13 protein-coding genes are annotated in these 18,496 nt (G+C 42.2%); 5 read left to right on the top strand and 8 right to left on the bottom strand.

Features of this window, described 5'->3' with window-relative positions; genetic code table 11:
- Positions 1-115: 115 nt before the first annotated feature.
- The 4 genes from ttcA to HUZ36_RS01840 all read right to left on the bottom strand — a co-directional run bounded on the left by ttcA (position 116) and on the right by HUZ36_RS01840 (position 4,563).
- A complete protein-coding gene (gene ttcA, locus HUZ36_RS01825; protein ID WP_125253885.1) occupies positions 116-1,009 on the bottom strand; it encodes a tRNA 2-thiocytidine(32) synthetase TtcA in 894 nt (297 codons plus the stop codon).
- A 195-nt stretch (positions 1,010-1,204) separates the two neighbouring features.
- Positions 1,205-2,341 (bottom strand): ABC transporter permease, encoded by a 1,137-nt coding sequence (locus tag HUZ36_RS01830; protein ID WP_125253856.1) that lies wholly within the window; start codon positions 2,339-2,341, stop codon positions 1,205-1,207.
- On the bottom strand, positions 2,338-3,072 hold the full coding sequence (locus tag HUZ36_RS01835; protein WP_128729906.1) for an ABC transporter ATP-binding protein: 735 nt from the start codon (positions 3,070-3,072) through the stop codon (positions 2,338-2,340). The genes HUZ36_RS01830 and HUZ36_RS01835 overlap by 4 nt, the downstream gene beginning before the upstream one ends.
- 3 nt (positions 3,073-3,075) lie before the next feature.
- Positions 3,076-4,563 (bottom strand): alpha/beta hydrolase, encoded by a 1,488-nt coding sequence (locus HUZ36_RS01840; protein ID WP_128729905.1) that lies wholly within the window; start codon positions 4,561-4,563, stop codon positions 3,076-3,078.
- Between the two features lie 97 nt (positions 4,564-4,660).
- Between HUZ36_RS01840 and HUZ36_RS01845 the strand changes: the two genes are divergently transcribed.
- Genes HUZ36_RS01845 through HUZ36_RS01855 form a run of 3 tightly spaced genes read left to right on the top strand, consistent with a single transcriptional unit; the run spans position 4,661 to position 7,115 of the window.
- On the top strand, positions 4,661-5,032 hold the full coding sequence (locus tag HUZ36_RS01845) for a GntR family transcriptional regulator (RefSeq protein WP_125253853.1): 372 nt from the start codon (positions 4,661-4,663) through the stop codon (positions 5,030-5,032).
- Positions 5,032-5,865 carry an ABC transporter ATP-binding protein gene (locus HUZ36_RS01850; RefSeq protein ID WP_176031850.1) on the top strand — a complete coding sequence of 278 codons (834 nt, stop codon included), beginning with the start codon at positions 5,032-5,034 and terminating at the stop codon, positions 5,863-5,865. The genes HUZ36_RS01845 and HUZ36_RS01850 overlap by 1 nt, the downstream gene beginning before the upstream one ends.
- On the top strand, positions 5,862-7,115 hold the full coding sequence (locus HUZ36_RS01855; RefSeq protein ID WP_176031851.1) for a hypothetical protein: 1,254 nt from the start codon (positions 5,862-5,864) through the stop codon (positions 7,113-7,115). The genes HUZ36_RS01850 and HUZ36_RS01855 overlap by 4 nt, the downstream gene beginning before the upstream one ends.
- Before the next feature lie 3 nt (positions 7,116-7,118).
- Here HUZ36_RS01855 and HUZ36_RS01860 read toward each other — a convergent pair whose 3' ends face one another.
- Positions 7,119-7,673, bottom strand: coding sequence for a TIGR00645 family protein (locus HUZ36_RS01860; protein ID WP_125253850.1), 555 nt, complete (start codon positions 7,671-7,673; stop codon positions 7,119-7,121).
- 179 nt (positions 7,674-7,852) lie between these two features.
- Between HUZ36_RS01860 and HUZ36_RS01865 the strand changes: the two genes are divergently transcribed.
- Complete coding sequence (locus HUZ36_RS01865; protein WP_176031852.1) at positions 7,853-8,101, top strand: hypothetical protein; 249 nt, start codon at positions 7,853-7,855, stop codon at positions 8,099-8,101.
- A 57-nt stretch (positions 8,102-8,158) separates the two neighbouring features.
- On the opposite strand, the gene topA is transcribed toward HUZ36_RS01865, so the two are convergent.
- Positions 8,159-10,804: a type I DNA topoisomerase gene (gene topA / locus HUZ36_RS01870; RefSeq protein WP_176031853.1), complete on the bottom strand. Its 2,646-nt coding sequence runs from the start codon at positions 10,802-10,804 to the stop codon at positions 8,159-8,161.
- A gap of 250 nt (positions 10,805-11,054) precedes the next feature.
- Positions 11,055-13,976, bottom strand: a complete 2,922-nt coding sequence (locus tag HUZ36_RS01875) for a hypothetical protein (RefSeq protein ID WP_176031854.1) — start codon at positions 13,974-13,976, stop codon at positions 11,055-11,057.
- 171 nt (positions 13,977-14,147) lie between these two features.
- Here HUZ36_RS01875 and HUZ36_RS01880 point away from each other — a divergent pair, with 171 nt between their 5' ends.
- Entirely contained in the window at positions 14,148-15,482 is a 1,335-nt protein-coding gene (locus tag HUZ36_RS01880) for a dicarboxylate/amino acid:cation symporter (RefSeq protein WP_176031855.1), read from the top strand.
- A gap of 98 nt (positions 15,483-15,580) precedes the next feature.
- On the opposite strand, the gene HUZ36_RS01885 is transcribed toward HUZ36_RS01880, so the two are convergent.
- Positions 15,581-18,247, bottom strand: a complete 2,667-nt coding sequence (locus HUZ36_RS01885) for a TonB-dependent receptor plug domain-containing protein (protein ID WP_176031856.1) — start codon at positions 18,245-18,247, stop codon at positions 15,581-15,583.
- Positions 18,248-18,496: the final 249 nt, after the last annotated feature.

Consider the following 18,496-nt stretch of genomic DNA (forward strand, 5'->3'; position numbering starts at 1 on the left):
GAGAAGTTATCCCAATTGTCGTAATTAAGTGGTCTATTGTGAGGTGAGAAAATCTTAACGCAGTTAGCGTCAAATTTACGCCTTCAAATTGAGCAAATATTAATGCTAATAGGTATTAAATATTTGTCACATCAATAAAGAGTGACTCATCTATATTTGTTGACGAAACTACAGCCTCATTAAAGTCATACGCTTCTCGTTCACCATTTCTATCAAGAGGCAGACTTTCAAAATCGAATAACTCTGTATCTGCCAACTGACTTGGGCTAACGTTTTGAATAGATTTAAAAATATTCTCTACGCGGCCAGGGGTTTTCTTGTCCCATTCCACCAACATAGACTTGATATTCTGCCTTTGTAAGTTTTCTTGTGAGCCACATAGGTTACATGGAATGATTGGAAAGTCTTTATGCTCGGCATACTGAAGCAGATCTTTTTCGCGAGCATAAGTTAGTGGGCGGATCACCACATTGCGACCATCATCTGAACGCAGCTTTGGTGGCATCGCCTTCATTCTCGCGCCATAGAACATATTTAGGAACAGTGTCTCAACAATATCATCTAAGTGGTGACCTAACGCTATTTTCGTCGCGCCAATTTTCTCGGCGAAAGAATATAAAGTACCACGGCGTAAACGAGAGCAGAGCCCACAGGTAGTCTTACCCTCAGGTACTTTTTCTTTAACCACTGAATAGGTATCTTTATCTATGATGTAGTATGGAATATCTAAGCTTTCAAAGTACTCAGGCAAAATATGCTCAGGGAAACCGGGCTGCTTTTGGTCTAGGTTTACCGCTACAACATCAAAATGGATCGGCGCTGCTTTTTTTAGATTTAGCAAAATATCCAGCATTGCAAATGAGTCTTTACCACCACTGATGCAAGCCATTACGACGTCACCTTCTTCGATCATATTATAATCTTTAATGGCATTACCGACATTGCGGCGCAAACGCTTTTGCAGCTTATTGAACTCTAAAACTTCTTTACGATTATCTTGCTCTATCATGGTGTTAGGTGCCGTACTCATACTTACTCAAGTCTGTAGTAAAGCTTTCAAGCTTTGCTACATTACTACATCAATTATGGGGCGCTGATTATACGTGAATTTACAGTGAGGTTAAATACAAAAAATGGCGCTTACATGGAGCGCCATTTTCATTTATCTTGGGGTGTAGATCTCAAGCGAACTAATTCATTGATATTATAATCCGAACACCACTTTTTCACTTTTCAGCATGCGGCTACTTAAGTAGGTAAAGATAGCAAATAGCCCCAAAGTTACCGCACTAGAGAGTAATAACTGCGGTACAGGGATAGCATTACCTTTGATGATCTCTATCATGGCATTTTGCTGAGCCGCGATAGGCATCCACTGCATAATATCCGTGGCGATATCATACGTTGTCGCCATACTCATCATTACTGGAATAAACAACGCCATTGCGACATAAGATTGTGCTTCTTTAAAAGACTTGGCAAGAAAAGAGATAAAGATAAGCAAACTGGCAGACATTAGTGCTATTGGTAAGCCAATTAAAATCGCTGTAACAATAAACGTAAAATCAATAATAACGGTAAAGCCCATCATTTCCCACGGCACCATGTTGTATGCAAACTTAGAGACTACAGTGGTTAAAATTAATGCAATGATAGAGAAACCTGCAATTGCGCCTACTTTAGCTAGTACAATATGTGTTGTGCTTATTGGGTGACTCAATAACAGTTGTAAAGAGTTGCGCTCTCTCTCTCCTGCACTGCTGTCAATGGCCATTCCCATCGCAGCGTAAAAAAGCGAAATAATAATAGATAGCGTGGCAATCCCAAGCACAAATCCACCTTTAGAAGTAGGCGTTGCTTGATCATGTGTTTGCACGTCGATTGCGCGGGCAATGGTTGGGTCAATACCACGGGCCACCAGACGTAGTGAAGCAACTTCGCTGTTGTATAGCATCAAATTACGTTCCAAACGATTAATTGACGCACGTAGTTTTTGCTCTGATTTATCCGCAATAATAAATACCGTGGCGCTCTTTCCTTGCGTCATATTGACCTGATAATCGTCACTGATCTCCAAAGTAATCGCTTTAACTTCCTCTCCCTCTCCATGTTCAATTTCTTTACTTGCAAGGAACTGCACGAGATTTGGTGCATTATGTGCATTTTTTATCGTGATTTTTAATGCCTCTGGTGATGCCATTTGTTTAAACATCACGGTAAACAGTACACACATTAGGATGGGCGCACCAATACAGTAGTAAAGTCCGGCCATTACTGAGCGCTTATCTCGACTTGCATCTAGCACTTCTTTTTTAAACAATATTGAAATCAACTTCATCATGCCGCAATTCCTTCATCTGTACCAATTAAGGTGATAAATGCTTCTTCCAAGGAGGTTTTACCTGTTTGCTCACAAAGTGATTGCGGGGAGCCTTGTGCGACCACTTTACCTTTGGCCATCACGACCACATGATCGCAAAGTGCTGCGACTTCTTGCATTACGTGGCTTGAAAACAACACACAGTGACCTTGTGCTTTTAACATCAACAGCAGATCACGTAGCACTCTGGTACTCATTACATCCAGCCCTCGAGTCGGCTCATCCAGAACAATATTTGTTGGTTTATGTACAATCGCTTGTGCTAGCGCTGTTTTCATTCTCTGACCTTGAGAAAACCCTTTGCAACGCCTATCAGCGATATCAAGCATTTGTAACTTCTCAAGTACCGTTTGTGTGGCAGCTGCGGCTGCCTTTGGTTCCATACCACTCAACTGTGCATAAAACTGAGTGTATTCACGTGGTGTCATTCGTTCATAGAGCCCACATGGATCGGGAAATAAGCCAAGCTGCTGTTTCGCTTTTGTTGGCTCTTTAGCAACATCAATATTATCTATCGTGGCATGACCTTTATCAGCCTGAAGCAAACCAAACACAGTGCGCAAACATGTTGTTTTACCAGCACCATTCGGGCCTAGTAACCCCGTAATTTGGCCATCACTAGCAGTGAATGAAAGCCCATCTAACGCGTTCACTTCACCAATTTTTTTATATAAGTTATCTACTTGGATCATGACTTACTCCTTATCAGCAATGCTGGCTGGGCCATTAATATTCATAAAGAATTGCTTACGTGTATCTTCTTGAAGGCAACTAGTATCAAAATCTCCGACAGCTTTTTCATCATAAAACTTAGCAATAAGTTTATTTGCACAGCTTTGACTCGCAACAATATGGGTTGCTGTCGGTGCCACTAAATGGGTTGCATTAGTCAGTTTTTCCATCGCCACTTCAGCCCACTTTGCTGGCGTAGCTGGGTCTAAACCACCAGATAGCAAAAGCGTTGGTATATCAGACTCTACAGGGTCATAGTAGCTATCAGGAACCGGTTTAACATCCCATATTGGGCAGGTAATATCGAGACCTTCAACCATTGTCTTACCAATATAATTCTTGCTGTACTTCTCTTTATCGGCACCTGATAATCTTGCCCAGTCTTCACCACATACAATGGCCTGATGCATACCAAGGGCGAGATCCATACCGTCCTCATTCGGCGCCATCATACCCACTAAAGGTAATACGTTACCTTTACTCGCTTCACTAATAGCAAGAGGGATCAACACTCTTGAAGGATGAGCATAAAGAGCCATCCTGATTGCGCCATATAGCTTAGACTTAGTCATTGTCATATCTAATGGCTGACTTGTCCTTGGGTGCAAAACGGATACTTTAAGTGGAGTTTGCTCAACTTGTGTCAGTAATGATTGCCAACGCTGGGCTAAATTAGGGTAAGCTTGGGCGCATTTTTGATCCGACTGGCATTGTTTAAACAACGCATTCAACGAGTCTTCAATCGCCCCGCCAATCGCTAATAAGCTTTGGTTACTTGGTGCAAGACCGTCTAATACTGCTGACGCCACGCTATCAGGGAACTGTCTCATATACTCAAGTGCAATACGAGTGCCATAAGAGCCACCGTATAAATGCAGCTTACTATAGCCAAGCGCTTTTCTTACCGCATCGAAGTCTTTGGCCGCAGCGGGGGTGGTGTAATCAGACAAGTCTGTCGCTAGTTTTTCTTTACACTCAATAGTGTCTTCTTTGTAAAAGTCTAAGCCTAATAAAGTATCATCCACAGCAAACTGGCTTGCGAGATCATCAAGCCCACACTGTAAAAGATTAGACTTTCCAGTTCCTCTTTGGTCAACAAGGATGATGTCTCTATTCTCTCTGGCATATTTTAAAATGCGCTCAAAGTTCGCTGCGATGCTCGTCGCCGACTGCCCAGGACCGCCTGCAAACGCGAGTATTGCTTCTTGCGGATATAAGGGCTTGATAGCAGGAATAACCATAAAGTGAATATCAATTTTTTGATCTTGTTTTTCATCACTTAATGGTTGCGACAATGTACCACACTGCACTCTATCACTCAGGTGTTTAGCGTAGCAAGGCGCTAATTCAACTGCTGATGTCGCTGCACGAAGTGGCAACGCAGCACTAATAAGTAAGGGTACTGCCGCCAACTTTACTAAGTTTTTCTTAATGTTAAATGGCTTTTTCATAGTTAATTCCTTGTTGACTCATCGCCAGTATGCTAACTTTAAATGAGTGTATCAGTGTATCAGTGTATTATTGTATTAATACAGTAGAATCAGAGTAATGCTAGATCTTATTCATGTCAACCCCAACAGCGCAGAGCCCATATACAAACAGCTATTTGATCAAATAGTGCGGTTAATCGTGTCTGGTAAAGCACATCCCGGAGACGAATTGCCTTCGGTGAGAAAACTTGCAGAGTACTTTGCAGTCAACCCCATGACAGTATCTCGTGCAATTGGGCAACTAGTAGATCAAGGTTGGCTTGAACGCAGACGCGGTCAGCCAACCCGGGTAGCAAAGCAACTAGCCATGCAACAAACGGACAACCTTCTGCAAAAAAATTTAAGTATTTTAATCACTGACGCTAAGCAACTGGGGATAAGTAAAACAGAGTTGTTATCATTGATAGATAAAAACTGGGAACAAGAATAATGACAAGCCCACTACTAGAATTTGATCAAGTAAATAAGCAGTTTGCAGGTAAAGCTGTTTTAAACAATATCAACCTTATTATTGAGCCGGGTATGGTGATGGGGTTATTGGGGCGAAATGGTGCGGGTAAAACCACATTATTACGTATCGCCCTTGGCCTGATCTCACAAAACACGGGAGTCGTAAGGTGTTTAGACAGTGACAATCGGCAGCTTAGTCCTGCATGCAAGCAAAGAATCGGATATGTACCCCAACAACCGTGTGGCTATCAAGGATTTAAAGTCAATGATGCACTGGCACTACACAAAAGCTTTTACCCTAACTGGGACAGTACGCTAGAGCAAACATGGCTATCGCGACTTGAGCTTGATGGCAACGCGCTAGTGAGTAACCTTTCTGGTGGACAGCAACAAAGCTTAGCGCTTATCATGGCTATGTCATACCGTCCACAGTTACTGATTTTGGATGAACCCGTTTCCAGCTTAGACCCCATTGCACGCCGAGCTTTTATGAGTGATTTGTTTGAGTTGGCATTGGAAGCAGGTTCAGGGGTGCTTTTCTCTTCCCATATCACCTCAGATGTCGAACGTATCGCGAGCCATATTGCAATCATCAAAGACGGAGAGGTACTCGTTTCGGGAGAACTCGACAGCTTAAAAGAACAGATCAAAATTGTTCCAAATAGCGCCAGCGACCCTTTACCCGGAGCCACAATACTTCATCAGTCTCAGCGTTCTACCGTATATCAAGCAAGCTCCTGTAACTTAAGATCCAAAAAACCTGAACATAACATCACAAATCTTGAGCAGCTTTTTGTGGAGCTACATCAATGAGATTCATCGGCAAGGCAAATTACTGGTCAGGATTCTCTGGACTGTGGATGAAAGAATGTGGCTCCGCCAACTTCTTCATTCCTGGCGTATTAGGCGCATTAGTGTCTCCTTTTGCGTTCATGATAGCAGATCAACATCTTCAAAGTTTTGCTTTAGTTTTCTCACTTAGTGCTTTATGGATGGCGTTCTGCTGGCAAGTTGTCAAACTTCAGGCGCAAGAAGGAGCAATGTTATTCCCTGCGCTCAAGCATCATGTTTACAAGCAAGGTGGACTTATTTTATTACTTGGCTACGCGTTCAATGCGCTAGCTATGATAAACCAACCGGTGCTTGAGGTTATCTGTAGCATGCTATTTGCCAGCGCATACTGCGGCTACTTCTTTTTGCTCACGCAAAGAAGCAGTCGCCACTTTAAGCACAATAGTTACTTCTTTATGCTGCTTTTAATGGCTGCTATGTTTTTTGGTCACCAACCAACTACATTAGCCGCGTTAGCGATCCCACCGAGCCTCATTGCTTTATACTTCATTTTTACAAGGCAAAAAAACTGCCACTGGCACCCAGAGGCCTATCAAACCTACCTTAATAATATTCAAACGGGGTTACTACCTGTTCATACTTTCACGCCAGCTTGGTTGACACAGAAGTTTCGGCATTTTTTGATGCCTATGAGTTATTTTTCTGGAAACTTGCTGCTACAAACCTGCCAACTTTTTGTGTTAGCAGGTCTCCTTGCAATAATTGCCGCCGTGTTTTTTGATGCCAACTCTCAGTTTTTGATGATGTTTATGGATGTGCTGACAATTATGGTTGCGATTTTCGTGTGTTGGTCAAAGCTACAAACTAGGATGAGCTGGGATCAACTTTATTTGCTTCCTATCTACTCGAGCCTGACTTCCATTAAACGGGCATATCACATTGCCGCATGCAAACTGGCTCTATGCCTGGCACTATATCAACTTATTATCATACTTGTTTGCGACAGCTTGTCTGCACTACAACCTTACTCCGTTTATATTCTCATTTTTGCAGGCTCAGTATCCAGTTTTATGCTGTGTATTGCCCTTGGCAGTATTGTTAACAATACTATTTCACTCTCACTCTCCTGCATGTTCGCTCTGGTTTTAGACAGTGCTCTAAAAACTTACCTTTTAGAGCATCATCAAGCTATCAGTAGCGTACTTGTGATGTTTGGCTACTGTATAGCTATCAGCTTGCTACTTTTATATGCAAGTAAAAAGGTTGAGTAACGCTTAGTGGGAATGCGTCCGACTGTTTATAAAGTCTGTCACAGAGAATAACACCCCAGAAATAACAAAAGTGATATGGATCCCAACTTTCCATGCGAGTTGTTCGCTGGTTAACTCGTGAGAGTGAATAAATACTTTTAATAGTTCTACGGCTGAGATAGCCACAATGGCACTAATAAGCTTGATTTTGAGGCCAGAAAACCCAACCTTTCCCATCCAGGTAGGCTTATCTTCTTGCGGTTCAACATTTAACTTCGAAACAAAATTTTCATACCCACTAAAAATAATGATGATTAATAGCCCTGCCAAAAGAGCAGTATCAACCAGTGTCAAAATACCAATTAACAGCTCTTGATTTGTCGCGCTAAGCGCGGTGATAGTCATGACATAGAGCTGCTTAAAGAACTTTAATAGCAGCAGTACTATCGCTAATAACAAACCAACAAAAAAAGGAGCTAGAAGCCATCTACCTTTAAAAAGAGTTCGCTCTAAAAGGTGTTCGTAGCGATTGGGCTGCTCACTTTTAGACCTAACATCTTGTTCCATATTATTACTCATTACCTTGTTCTAAAGATTACATTTAACTGCTAAATGTAGCATTATGAATCCTAATTCTCACGTTTCATTGTTCATAACTTAAATCAATTTTTTGCTCTTTAAGACAAAATTAATTCGTTTTCTTTATTTTAATTTTTGCTTTAAAACGTACTTGTTCTTTCAATTAACAGGTAAAACGAATGAAAACCTTAACTTCATCATTAATCGCTCTGTCTTTATTTGCTTCTACTTTGCTAAAGGCAAACGATGAGTTACCAGTTGCACCCGCAGACTTGGTTCAAGAGCTAACTGAAATGTGCCTTGATTGGGCAAAAGATGATGAGGTACAAGCCTCCGAACTAAAAAGGTATGTACTAAGCTGTGTTAACGATGAATTACAAGCGACTGGATATCAAAAAGTCAAAGATGTAGAAATCAAATCGCAGTAACATATGCAGGTAAGAGGCTGCTCAAGAGGTTGAGCAGCCTTATGTTCTTAAAAGCGGTTAGGCTTTTTTCTTACGTGTCGCCTTTTCTTCCTCAACCCATTTACCATTGCTGTAAGTTGCCTTCCAGCCAGTAGCCTTGCCGTCTACTTCGGTCATTACATATTGAGTCTTGGTTTTTCTTGAGTAACGCACAATTGCCAAGTTTCCATCTGAGTCTTGCTCTGGTGCGTCAGCCAAATAATAAAATTTTGGCGAAATTCTATCTCTAAAGCGTTTAAGCTCTGCAACTTTTGGTGCCCTTGTTTCTCGCGATTTAGGGAACGTATGCGCCGCTAAGAAAATACCAGATGCACCATCACGTAGCACGAAATGCGCGTCTGATTTTTCACACTCTAATTCAGGTAATGGAACTGGATCTTCCTTAGGTGGCGCAGCCTCACCATTTTTCAATAATTTTCGCGTATTTTTGCACGACTCGTTGGTACAGCCAAAATATTTGCCAAATCGCCCAGATTTAAGCTGCATATCCGCGCCACACTTGTCACACTCAATAACAGGGCCATCATAGCCTTTGATTTTGAATGAACCAGTTTCAATCACATAACCCTTACATGCAGGATTATTACCACAGACATGAAGCTTTTTGGTTTCATCAATGAGGTACGAGTCCATCGCTGTTTCACAAATAGGGCAGCGCTTCATGTGACGAAGTGACTCAGCTTCTGCCTCTTCATCTGCATCTGCTGCAACAGCTTCATCACCTGATACAAGGTTAATTGTTGTGGTACAACGTTCTTTGGGGGGCAAATTATAACCAGTACAACCCAAGAAAACACCGGTTGAAGCTGTACGGATCCCCATTTTTCTTGAACAAGTTGGGCAGTCAATGTCTGTTTCTACCATAACATTTTGTCGCATTCCGCCTTCATTTTCATCACCGGCAGCAATTTCTAACTGATGAGAAAAATCAGCATAGAACTTGTCTAGTACCTGCGTCCAAACCCGCTCACCTTCTGCAATATCATCCAGTCGACCTTCCATCTTCGCAGTGAAATCAAAGTTCATCAAGTCGTTGAAGTTTTCCACCAAGCGATCGGTAACAATTTCACCCATTTTCTCGGCATAAAAACGTCGATTCTCTACACGTACATAGCCTCTATCTTGAATGGTCGAGATAATAGCAGCATAGGTAGAAGGTCGGCCAATACCTCGCTTTTCTAGCTCTTTAACCAAACTTGCTTCACTATATCGCGCTGGTGGCTTTGTAAAGTGTTGTTTCGGGTCTAATGCAATCAAGTTGAGTTTATCACCCACACTTACACTTGGTAGTGCTTGATCTTCTTCATTTTTCTTACGAACTGAAGGTTGTACACGAGTCCAACCGTCAAACCTAAGTACGCGGCCTTTAGCCTTCAAGGTGTAGTCTTCTGCCGCCACGGTAAGCGTCGTTAGATCATACTCAGCTGGGGTCATCTGGCAGGCCACAAATTGACGCCAAATCAGCTCATACAGTTTTTTAGCATCCGCTTCCACGCCATCAAGATGACCAGACAACACGTTTACATCTGAAGGACGAATGGCTTCGTGTGCTTCTTGTGCATTTCCTTTCGCCGAGTAGCGCAGTGGACCATCCGGCAAATATTTATTACCAAACTCGTTTTCGATGTAGCCGCGACACATTTCAAGCGCGTCATTGGATAGGTTTGTCGAATCGGTACGCATGTAGGTAATGTAACCAGCTTCATAGAGACGCTGGGCTAGCATCATGGTCTTCTTAACCCCATAACCTAAGCGAGTACTTGCCGCTTGCTGCATTGTCGAGGTAATAAATGGCGCACTCGGCTTACTCTTACTTGGCTTTTCTTCAACTTTGACGACTTCGTAAGCACTGTTTTCGAGCACTTGTACAGCAGTATCAGCCTGCGTTTTATTTACTGGTTTAAATGCTTCGCCTTTAAACTTAGTAACCGCTAGGCGAATATCATCTTTTGTTGCTTTAACATCTGCGTGAATATCCCAAAACTCTTCTGGAATAAATGCTTTTATCTCACGCTCTCGTTCAACAAGTAATCTTACTGCAACTGATTGCACTCGACCAGCAGACAGCCCTCTGGCAACCTTTTGCCAAAGCAATGGCGAAACCATAAAGCCCACAACACGGTCAAGGAATCGTCTTGCCTGTTGTGCATATACCATGTCAGTATTTAGCTCACCTGGATCTTCAAAAGCTTGCTTTATCGCATTTTTGGTGATCTCATTAAATACCACGCGCTTGTATTTACTTTCATCACCGCCAATGATTTGCTCAAGGTGCCAAGCAATCGCTTCCCCTTCTCTATCCAAATCCGTCGCCAGATAGATGTGGTCTGCATCTTCAGCAAGTTTTTGTAGCTCTTGAACTACCTTTTCTTTACCAGGCAAAATTTCGTAATGCGGTTCCCAACCCTTTTCAGGGTCAATCCCCATCCTCGCAACCAAGTTTGCATAGTCTTTTTGCTTTTTGTATTGCGCTTTTTCTTCAGGTGACATTTTGCGTACTTCAGCTGGCGACTTAGTTGCCAAACCTTTTGTTTTGCCTGCGCCTGAAGTAGGAAGATCTCGAACATGACCCACACTGGATTTAACAATGTAGTCCTTGCCGAGGTATTTATTGATTGTTTTTGCCTTCGCGGGAGACTCTACAATTACTAGCGATTTGCCCATAGCTGCCTATTTTTGACCGATTCTGTCTGTGTTTGCCCTTACTTGGGCGTTGAATTACTTATAGGTATATCTACAAACACCTATTGTTACAAGCTAAATATACGAACTTTTCCCTGATCACTGAATTATTATCCAATTTATGTACAATAAACAGCCAATTTAGGGACACTTTCTTTTATATAAGGTTAAGGCACGGGAATATAAAGGAATAGAAAGAAAAATGCCAACCCGAAAGTTGGCATTTGTAGAATTAACCTGCGTCTCTGACAAATATACCTACAGACTCCGACTTTTGCTCAGATGAATCCCCAAGGGCAGGATAGGTAAATTTAATCGTTAAAAACCCGTCCCTTTTATTATTTGGTTCTGTTTCCTGCACCAGTGTTACAGTAATACTTTGTGCGATATCGGTGTTAGTATTTCCAACCGCAGAGGTGACAGTACCTGACGCTAATTCGCCGTTATTCGTTGATACCTCAATTTCGGTACCAGCAGGTAGTGGGTTACCAAATATATCTGAAAAATAAATTGTGATTGGTACCGATTGCCAAGCATTTTGTGCAGTAAAGTCAACTGACTCTATGTCACAACGTACACTACTATCTGATACTTCGAGTACCAATCCTCTAGAGCTTGTGCAACTTCCATCTACACCGTCTTTTGCAACAGTGAAACGTGTATATACGTCATCACCAGACATCACAAGTTCAAACTGACTATATACATTTACCAACTCTCTTGAGCACTGCCCCTTTGCATCACCCTCAGCTTCTGGTGAGCATAGTAAGCCATTATAACGACCATCTGGCTGATTAAAAAAGCCGTTATTATCGTTGTCGATCCAAATATCATCATGTCCACCGGTACTTGTTCCCGTTGGTGAACAAGGTCCTGTATTAGGTGACGTGTCACATATCGCTTCATCAAAGCGGAAGTTTTCATTGGTATCAAGGAATGCTTCTGATAAGTCAAATTCTTCGCGGAACTCACCAATATCAAATTGACCATTTCGACGTGAAACACCATCGCTTGATGGTTTGTCAACATAAGTCTCTTGACCTTTAACGAAAGCTAGCACACTCACTCGAGCACCCATAACAATCCGATCGTCAGCAAACGGGTCTGTTCCTTCTAATGGTGCATCTTTTTGTCTCTTCATGCCATCAATACAAGGAGCAGCTTGGCCAAAGTATGGATCACAATTCCAGTTTTCTGAAGTGTTAGGAACTACGCCAGCCTTACGAGGTGGAATACTATTTAGCCGATTGCCCCACTTCGGATCAGTAAAAGGACGAACACCTTGACTACGCCAAACTACAGAACAAGAAGCATTGTTGGTTCGGCAGTCATACGTAGTATCAGAATCAAGGCTACCTATTGCCCCAGCCTCTGCAATAACGGTTGCAGCGACCCCGTCGGCATTAAATTGGTTGAATTGATCGCCAAAAAATAACCTTATATCGGTGGTTACCCCATTATAATTAAGTGAATTGGTATTAAACGTGGTTGGAGAGGCATCAAATGTATCTTGATCGGTAACACCAGAGCTTAATATTAAGCCTGAAGACACACCAAAAATCTGTTCACTTAGTGGGATTGTATGCATAACGCCGGTAGGACAACGAACATCATCGTTTGTGGCATCAGTATCGTTACATGCCTTTGCAATATCTGTCCAGCAAGTTATTGCGTCACCATCTGGCAAGTTAACGTAAGATTCTTCTGGGATATAACATGCACTAACAACAAGTGGCCCAGGTACGATACCTGACTTAACTGTAGTTCTCACAATACCATTAGCATTGGTATTACCCGTAATTTGCGTAAGAGAGGCCAAGCCTTGCTCATCAGATAACCTGAAATCAACACGAGCACGGGGAATTGCAAGATTGTCTTCATCGACTAGCTTAAAGCTCACGACTGATTGCGTCGGCAAGCCCCCTTCGCCTGGAGGTAAAGCAATAAACTGGTTGAAGCCTTCTTCTTCTGGCAAAAACTGTACGGCCTGTGCAAGTGCACTGTCGATCTCAATCGTGGTTTCTTTGTTAATTGGCGAACTACCGTTTTGAATGGTCACTGAAATGCGGTCTTCACCTTGACAGCCTTTAGCGCGGTAAGTAGAGCGTGCAATACCGTTTGACGTGTTCACACTTTCATCAAGTTCGGCCAAAGCCGGTGTAGCAGATGAACAGGGGGAACTAAATGCCACCTCAAATGCGCTATTAATCAAGGCACCATTTTGGTCTTTCAGCGTTACGGTAATCACGGTACTACCACCAGCTGAAAGCTGTTGTTGAACGCCATCGCCATCAACCAGGCCGTTATCAATAGACACATTTAGCTGCGCAACACCGACGTTAAAGTTAATTGCTTGGGTAACATCAACATAGTCTGGTGAATTTACGGTTATCGTCCCTGCACCACCTTGATTTCCAGGTTGAAACTTTAAGATAGCAATACCAAAATTATCAGTTAACGCTGTGCCAGTTGCAGGTAAAATGGTACCCAATGTAGTTTCAGCACTAATTAGCGCATTAGCGATTGCATCACTTGTTTGACTTGAGGTGAGCTTGATAAAAATATCAGCAGTTTCATTTGATGACACCTGATTAACACGCGTACACCCCGCCGCAATTGGATCTATCATTGCTTGGTCACGATTTGTATCCCAGCCCACAGGACACTGGCTTAGTAGCATCACCTCAAGCTTACCTGAGGCCGTATTATCTGAGTTGTCACCACCACCTTGGGAGGTAAAATCGAACGTCTTTGATACTGTGTTACTACCTTGTTCATAAGACGCTGTAATGCGACCAGCTCCAACCACATTTGTTACCTTTAGGGTAACCGAAGCTTTCCCTTCTGTATCAGTTAACACTGAACCTGAACTAGGTTCCATTACTGCAAACTCATCGCTTTCAAAAACAACGCGACTGTTCGCAAGCGCGCTGCCATCTTTTGTTAATGTTGCTGTAATAATGAGAGGAGAAGTGGACGAAAGTGTATTTGCTGTATTACCGTCGCTGTCTGAACCTGATAATGTTATAGCGTATGTGCCATCACTACCATCACCATTTCCATTGTCAGTATCTTTTTGAATGCTGCCGCCACCGCCGCATGCAGTCAGTAAAAATGCGATTATCAGCAAGCCAAAATAGCGCATCAAGGGCATTTACCTGTCTCCCTAGCTAAGTTAATTTTATTATTGCTCAATAGTAACCCAATTTTAGCGATAAAATCACAATTTTTTATTAGATTAACTCGATTTTCTATCGCTAAATGCTGTTCATCTGCGCTAAGCCTGTTAAGCTTTACGGATTTTAAAATACATAGTGTTAGGACAATGTCAGAAAATCAAAAAATGGGCCTAACGGCGCGCATTATGATAGGTATGGTATTAGGCGTAGCGTTAGGCTTTATACTCCAAACCATACTTGGCGACAGCAAAGAAGTACTGATACCTTTAGGTCTTTTTGACCTGCCTGTTAAAGGCTTTTTTGTTGATGGTTTGTTTCATATCGGTGGCCAAATCTTTATTGCAAGCTTAAAGATGCTTGTTGTTCCTTTAGTTTTTATTTCATTAGTGTGTGGTACGTGTAGTCTAAGCGATCCGAAAAAGTTAGGCCGATTAGGTGGGAAATCTATCGGTCTTTATCTGATCACAACTGCGATAGCAATTACAGTTGCGATAACCCTGGCTCTGTTTTTTGCTCCAGGTGGAGACGTTGAAGTACCCAGCACAGCCTCGTTCGATGCAAAGCAAGCGCCAACCTTAGTTCAAGTTATTATCAATATGTTCCCAACCAACCCAATTGATGCGATGGCTAACGGCAATATGTTGCAAATCATTGTGTTCGCACTGCTGTTTGGTATTGCCATGGCACTGAGTGGGGATGCAGGGTCTCGATTGGCTGCAGTATTTGAAGATTTAAACACTATTGTACTAAAGCTTGTCACTTTACTGATGAACGTTGCACCGTACGGGGTATTTTGTTTGATGGCCAAGTTATTTACTACCATCGATATGGGCTTAATTGTTGAGCTTGGAAAATACTTTATGGTGGTAGTCTTGGCACTGCTTATTCATGCGTTTATTAACTACTCTATTTTGTTTAAGTTACTTACAGGGCTAAGCCCGGTTGTTTTCCTCAAAAAAATGAAAGATGCCTGCATGTTTGCATTTAGCACCTCGAGTTCCAGCGCGACTATGCCAGTCACATTAGAAACCGCAACTAAAAAGTTAGGTGCGCATAATTCGGTTGCTTCTTTTACTATACCGCTTGGTGCAACTATCAATATGGATGGTACTGCGATTATGCAGGGGGTAGCAACTGTCTTTATTGCCCAAGTCTTCGGCGTTGACCTTACAATAAATGATTACTTAATGGTTATTCTTACAGCCACACTCGCCTCTGTTGGTACTGCAGGCGTTCCAGGTGTCGGTTTGATTATGTTGGCTATGGTGTTAAATCAAGTTGGACTACCTGTTGAGGGGATTGCGTTAATTATCGGTGTCGATAGATTACTTGATATGACGAGAACTGCTGTTAATGTCACTGGTGATTGTATGGTCACTTGTGTCGTTGCGAAATCAGAAAATGAATTTGATATCGCTGTTTTCAATGATCCTGACGCTGCAAAAGAGCTCGAAGAAACAACCTCTAGAGTCAAGACCTGATCCCAATTATTACAGTTAGTTTTATCCTTATTCGAAGCGATAAGGCTAAACACTAAAAAGCCGCACTTCAAAGTGCGGCTTTTTGCTTAAACAAGCGATTAAAATTGATAAGCGAACTTCACGTATGCTTGGCGACCAAGAATACTATGCGTTTTATTATCAATACCCATAGACTCCGATGGCGCTAATGGTGCTTCCTCATTAAATAGATTAGATGCACCTAATGTCACCGTCAGCTTTTCAACACCGATGTAACTCACACTAGTATCTACCGTGGTCCAAGAGTCAATCTTGTACTTATTGCCTTCGCTATCAGCAAGATCTTTATATGAATCGATGTAATTAACACTGATATTTGCTAGCCAATCGTTTCTCGCCCAATCCACGCCAGCAGTCCAGCGAAATTCAGGGTGTTGGTATTCACCATTTAGATCCTCAGAAAGATTGAATGAATTGCCCTGTTCGTCACTTGCAAACGATTGTTCTTCAAAGCTTAACGCATAAGTTAAATTGTAATTAAACTTAAACTCCCCTAACTCTTGCGTTGTTAGTGCATATGCTAAATTAACATCGAAGCCATCCGTCTCACGTCCACCGATATTAACGAAAGTATCGTTGATTGTTAGAATACGACCTAATGTACTACCTTGGTTAGGCGCTCGCACAACTAAGTTAGGATCAGTACCACAGCAATCTACCAACTTTTGCGCACCTATCTTCTTGATAAGATCTTCCTGATCATAATTCCAATAGTCGACACCGATACTAAAGTCTTCAGTGGCTTGCCATACTACCCCTAAGTTATAGTTTTCAGACTCTTCAGGTTGCAAGTTTTTGTTACCAGAGACAATAGCAGTATACTCATAAGGGCTACAGTCATCATCTGCACCAGTTTGGCGACAACGTTCTCGGTCAATCACACTTGGTGATTCGTCAGTCCTGCCAAGGTGTAGCTGGACTAACGAAGGCGCTCTAAATGCAGTACCCCATGAACCACGCACAACTAAACTATCCAGAGGCGCCCATCGGAATGCCACTTTTGGATCTGTAGTGGTACCAAAGTCACTGTAATCTTCATAACGTAAGGCTAATTGTAACTCTAGCGTGTCAAGTAGCGGTACACTAAACTCCGCAAAAATTGCCGTGTTATCACGATCACCATTCGCTTGGGTCGCTTCAGTACCGAAGATTTCTCCTCGAATATACTGGCTATCAGGGTTGTCCTCTATTTTCTCATAGCGATGTTCAAAGCCAAATGCAGCTGCAACATAACCTGCACCAAATTCAAATAATTCACCTGACACCGTACCGTCTAGTGACTGCATTGTTGACGCGCCGTAACGTGTCGTCGTTGTTTCAAAAAATGCCAGTCCCGCTTCTGTGTTAGTACTTGGTTCAAATGGATTCCATAGCCCTTCGTCAATTGCTTGTTGTGCTCTTATTTTATTAGGGAAACCATCAAAGCCTTTCTCTACTGCACTTGAGCGAATCGCTGAGTAAGCAATTTCCCATGACCAAGCTTGCCACTCACCACGTGCACCAAGTACTGCACGATAATACTCAGAATCAACATCTTTCTTACGATTACCTATATCCACAGTACGGCGGCGCATTGAAATATCTACACCATGTAAAAAGTGATCCGGATCGTTAAATAGTGGGTGGTTTGGGTTGTCACCATCCATAAATAACTCAGTGAAGCTTGGAGAGCCTGCACCTTGAATAAAGGTTGATGTATGTTGAGCTGAGATTTCTGCAAATCCTTCAACCCCATCCATAATTTCTTGCACGCCATTGTAGTTAAAACTAATACGCTCTGTGGAAGGGATAGCAGTCATATGTGACGCAAAGTCATAGCGACAAATATTGCCAATATCTAGCGCAGGATCGCAGGTATCGTTACCCCAAATATCAGCAAAAGTTGTTTGTCTCACTTGAGTGCCATCATCTTCAGTACGGACGACTGGCAGTCTTGCCCACTGCTCATCCGTTAGCATACTTCTGACTACCTCAACACTGCCCGGATAACCCGCCGAACTTAGGGAGTTATTTCCTCCTCTAAAGCGTTGATCTGCAGATGCTGTATAGTCCCGATCAGCATAAGTTAAGTGGCCACGCTTAAAGTAATCCAGTGAAAAGTTATGATGACCATTTTGCGTTGACGATCCCCACAAAATAGTAAAGTTTTGCTCATCAGCGCCACCATCAGCAGTGTCTGATAGCTTAGCTGCAACTTCAAACCCGTCTATGTCATCGCGTAAAATAATATTAATTACACCTGCAACCGCATCAGAGCCGTACGTTGCTGAAGCACCATCTTTTAAAATATCAATACGTTTTACCGATGATACTGGTATGGTATTCAAATCAACAAATGACGTTTCAATGTCTTTTGCAAATGGACTGACTGCAACACGTCGACCATTTATAAGCACCAATGTCGATGACGCTCCTAACCCTCTAAGTGCCACACTAGAGCCGCCATTAGCGGTATCATCGCTCGAGTTACCTTGAGTACTGAATGTACCAGCACCGGATACCGGTAATTTTTGTAATGCACCGATGAGATCTGTTGATCCTGTTGATGCAAGATCCGCAGCAGATAAACTTTGGATAGGTGAAGGGCCTTCGAGATCTGTACGCTTAATATGTGAACCTGTCACTTCAATACGTTCTACTTGTTCTGTTTCTTCAGCGTTAACTTGTTGATTCATGCCGATTAACACTGCTATGGAGAGCGCACTGAGTGGTAATTTATAGGTCATCCTGTTTCCCCTTAAGTTAATAATTACTCTGTAGTTTTTTTAATAATCAAGCCATTATTAACACACCATTGAAACTTTAACAACGCATTTATTTAACATTAAGTTTCCATTTAAGGGTTGTACCTACAACTATACAAGATGAATGACAAGATTAATTAGATATTGATATTATTGATAAAAAAACAATAAAAATATCAGCTGAAAAGGGGAGTGCTCAATACCATAAACTTCATTAAGCTTGCTATTTTG

This window comes from Pseudoalteromonas sp. McH1-7 (assembly GCF_013366255.1).
GTDB classification, from domain to species: domain Bacteria; phylum Pseudomonadota; class Gammaproteobacteria; order Enterobacterales; family Alteromonadaceae; genus Pseudoalteromonas; species Pseudoalteromonas peptidolytica.

Excerpts from the sequence above, each read along its gene's own strand:
- HUZ36_RS01885 (WP_176031856.1), bottom strand. The coding sequence starts at position 18,247 with ATGACCTATAAATTACCACTCAGTGCGCTCTCCATAGCAGTGTTAATC.
- HUZ36_RS01865 (WP_176031852.1), top strand. The coding sequence starts at position 7,853 with ATGAAAACCTTAACTTCATCATTAATCGCTCTGTCTTTATTTGCTTCT.
- HUZ36_RS01850 (WP_176031850.1), top strand. The coding sequence starts at position 5,032 with ATGACAAGCCCACTACTAGAATTTGATCAAGTAAATAAGCAGTTTGCA.
- HUZ36_RS01860 (WP_125253850.1), bottom strand. The coding sequence starts at position 7,673 with ATGAGTAATAATATGGAACAAGATGTTAGGTCTAAAAGTGAGCAGCCC.
- HUZ36_RS01845 (WP_125253853.1), top strand. The coding sequence starts at position 4,661 with ATGCTAGATCTTATTCATGTCAACCCCAACAGCGCAGAGCCCATATAC.
- HUZ36_RS01875 (WP_176031854.1), bottom strand. The coding sequence starts at position 13,976 with ATGCCCTTGATGCGCTATTTTGGCTTGCTGATAATCGCATTTTTACTG.
- ttcA (WP_125253885.1), bottom strand. The coding sequence starts at position 1,009 with ATGATAGAGCAAGATAATCGTAAAGAAGTTTTAGAGTTCAATAAGCTG.
- topA (WP_176031853.1), bottom strand. The coding sequence starts at position 10,804 with ATGGGCAAATCGCTAGTAATTGTAGAGTCTCCCGCGAAGGCAAAAACA.
- HUZ36_RS01840 (WP_128729905.1), bottom strand. The coding sequence starts at position 4,563 with ATGAAAAAGCCATTTAACATTAAGAAAAACTTAGTAAAGTTGGCGGCA.
- HUZ36_RS01880 (WP_176031855.1), top strand. The coding sequence starts at position 14,148 with ATGTCAGAAAATCAAAAAATGGGCCTAACGGCGCGCATTATGATAGGT.
- HUZ36_RS01855 (WP_176031851.1), top strand. The coding sequence starts at position 5,862 with ATGAGATTCATCGGCAAGGCAAATTACTGGTCAGGATTCTCTGGACTG.
- HUZ36_RS01830 (WP_125253856.1), bottom strand. The coding sequence starts at position 2,341 with ATGATGAAGTTGATTTCAATATTGTTTAAAAAAGAAGTGCTAGATGCA.
- HUZ36_RS01835 (WP_128729906.1), bottom strand. The coding sequence starts at position 3,072 with ATGATCCAAGTAGATAACTTATATAAAAAAATTGGTGAAGTGAACGCG.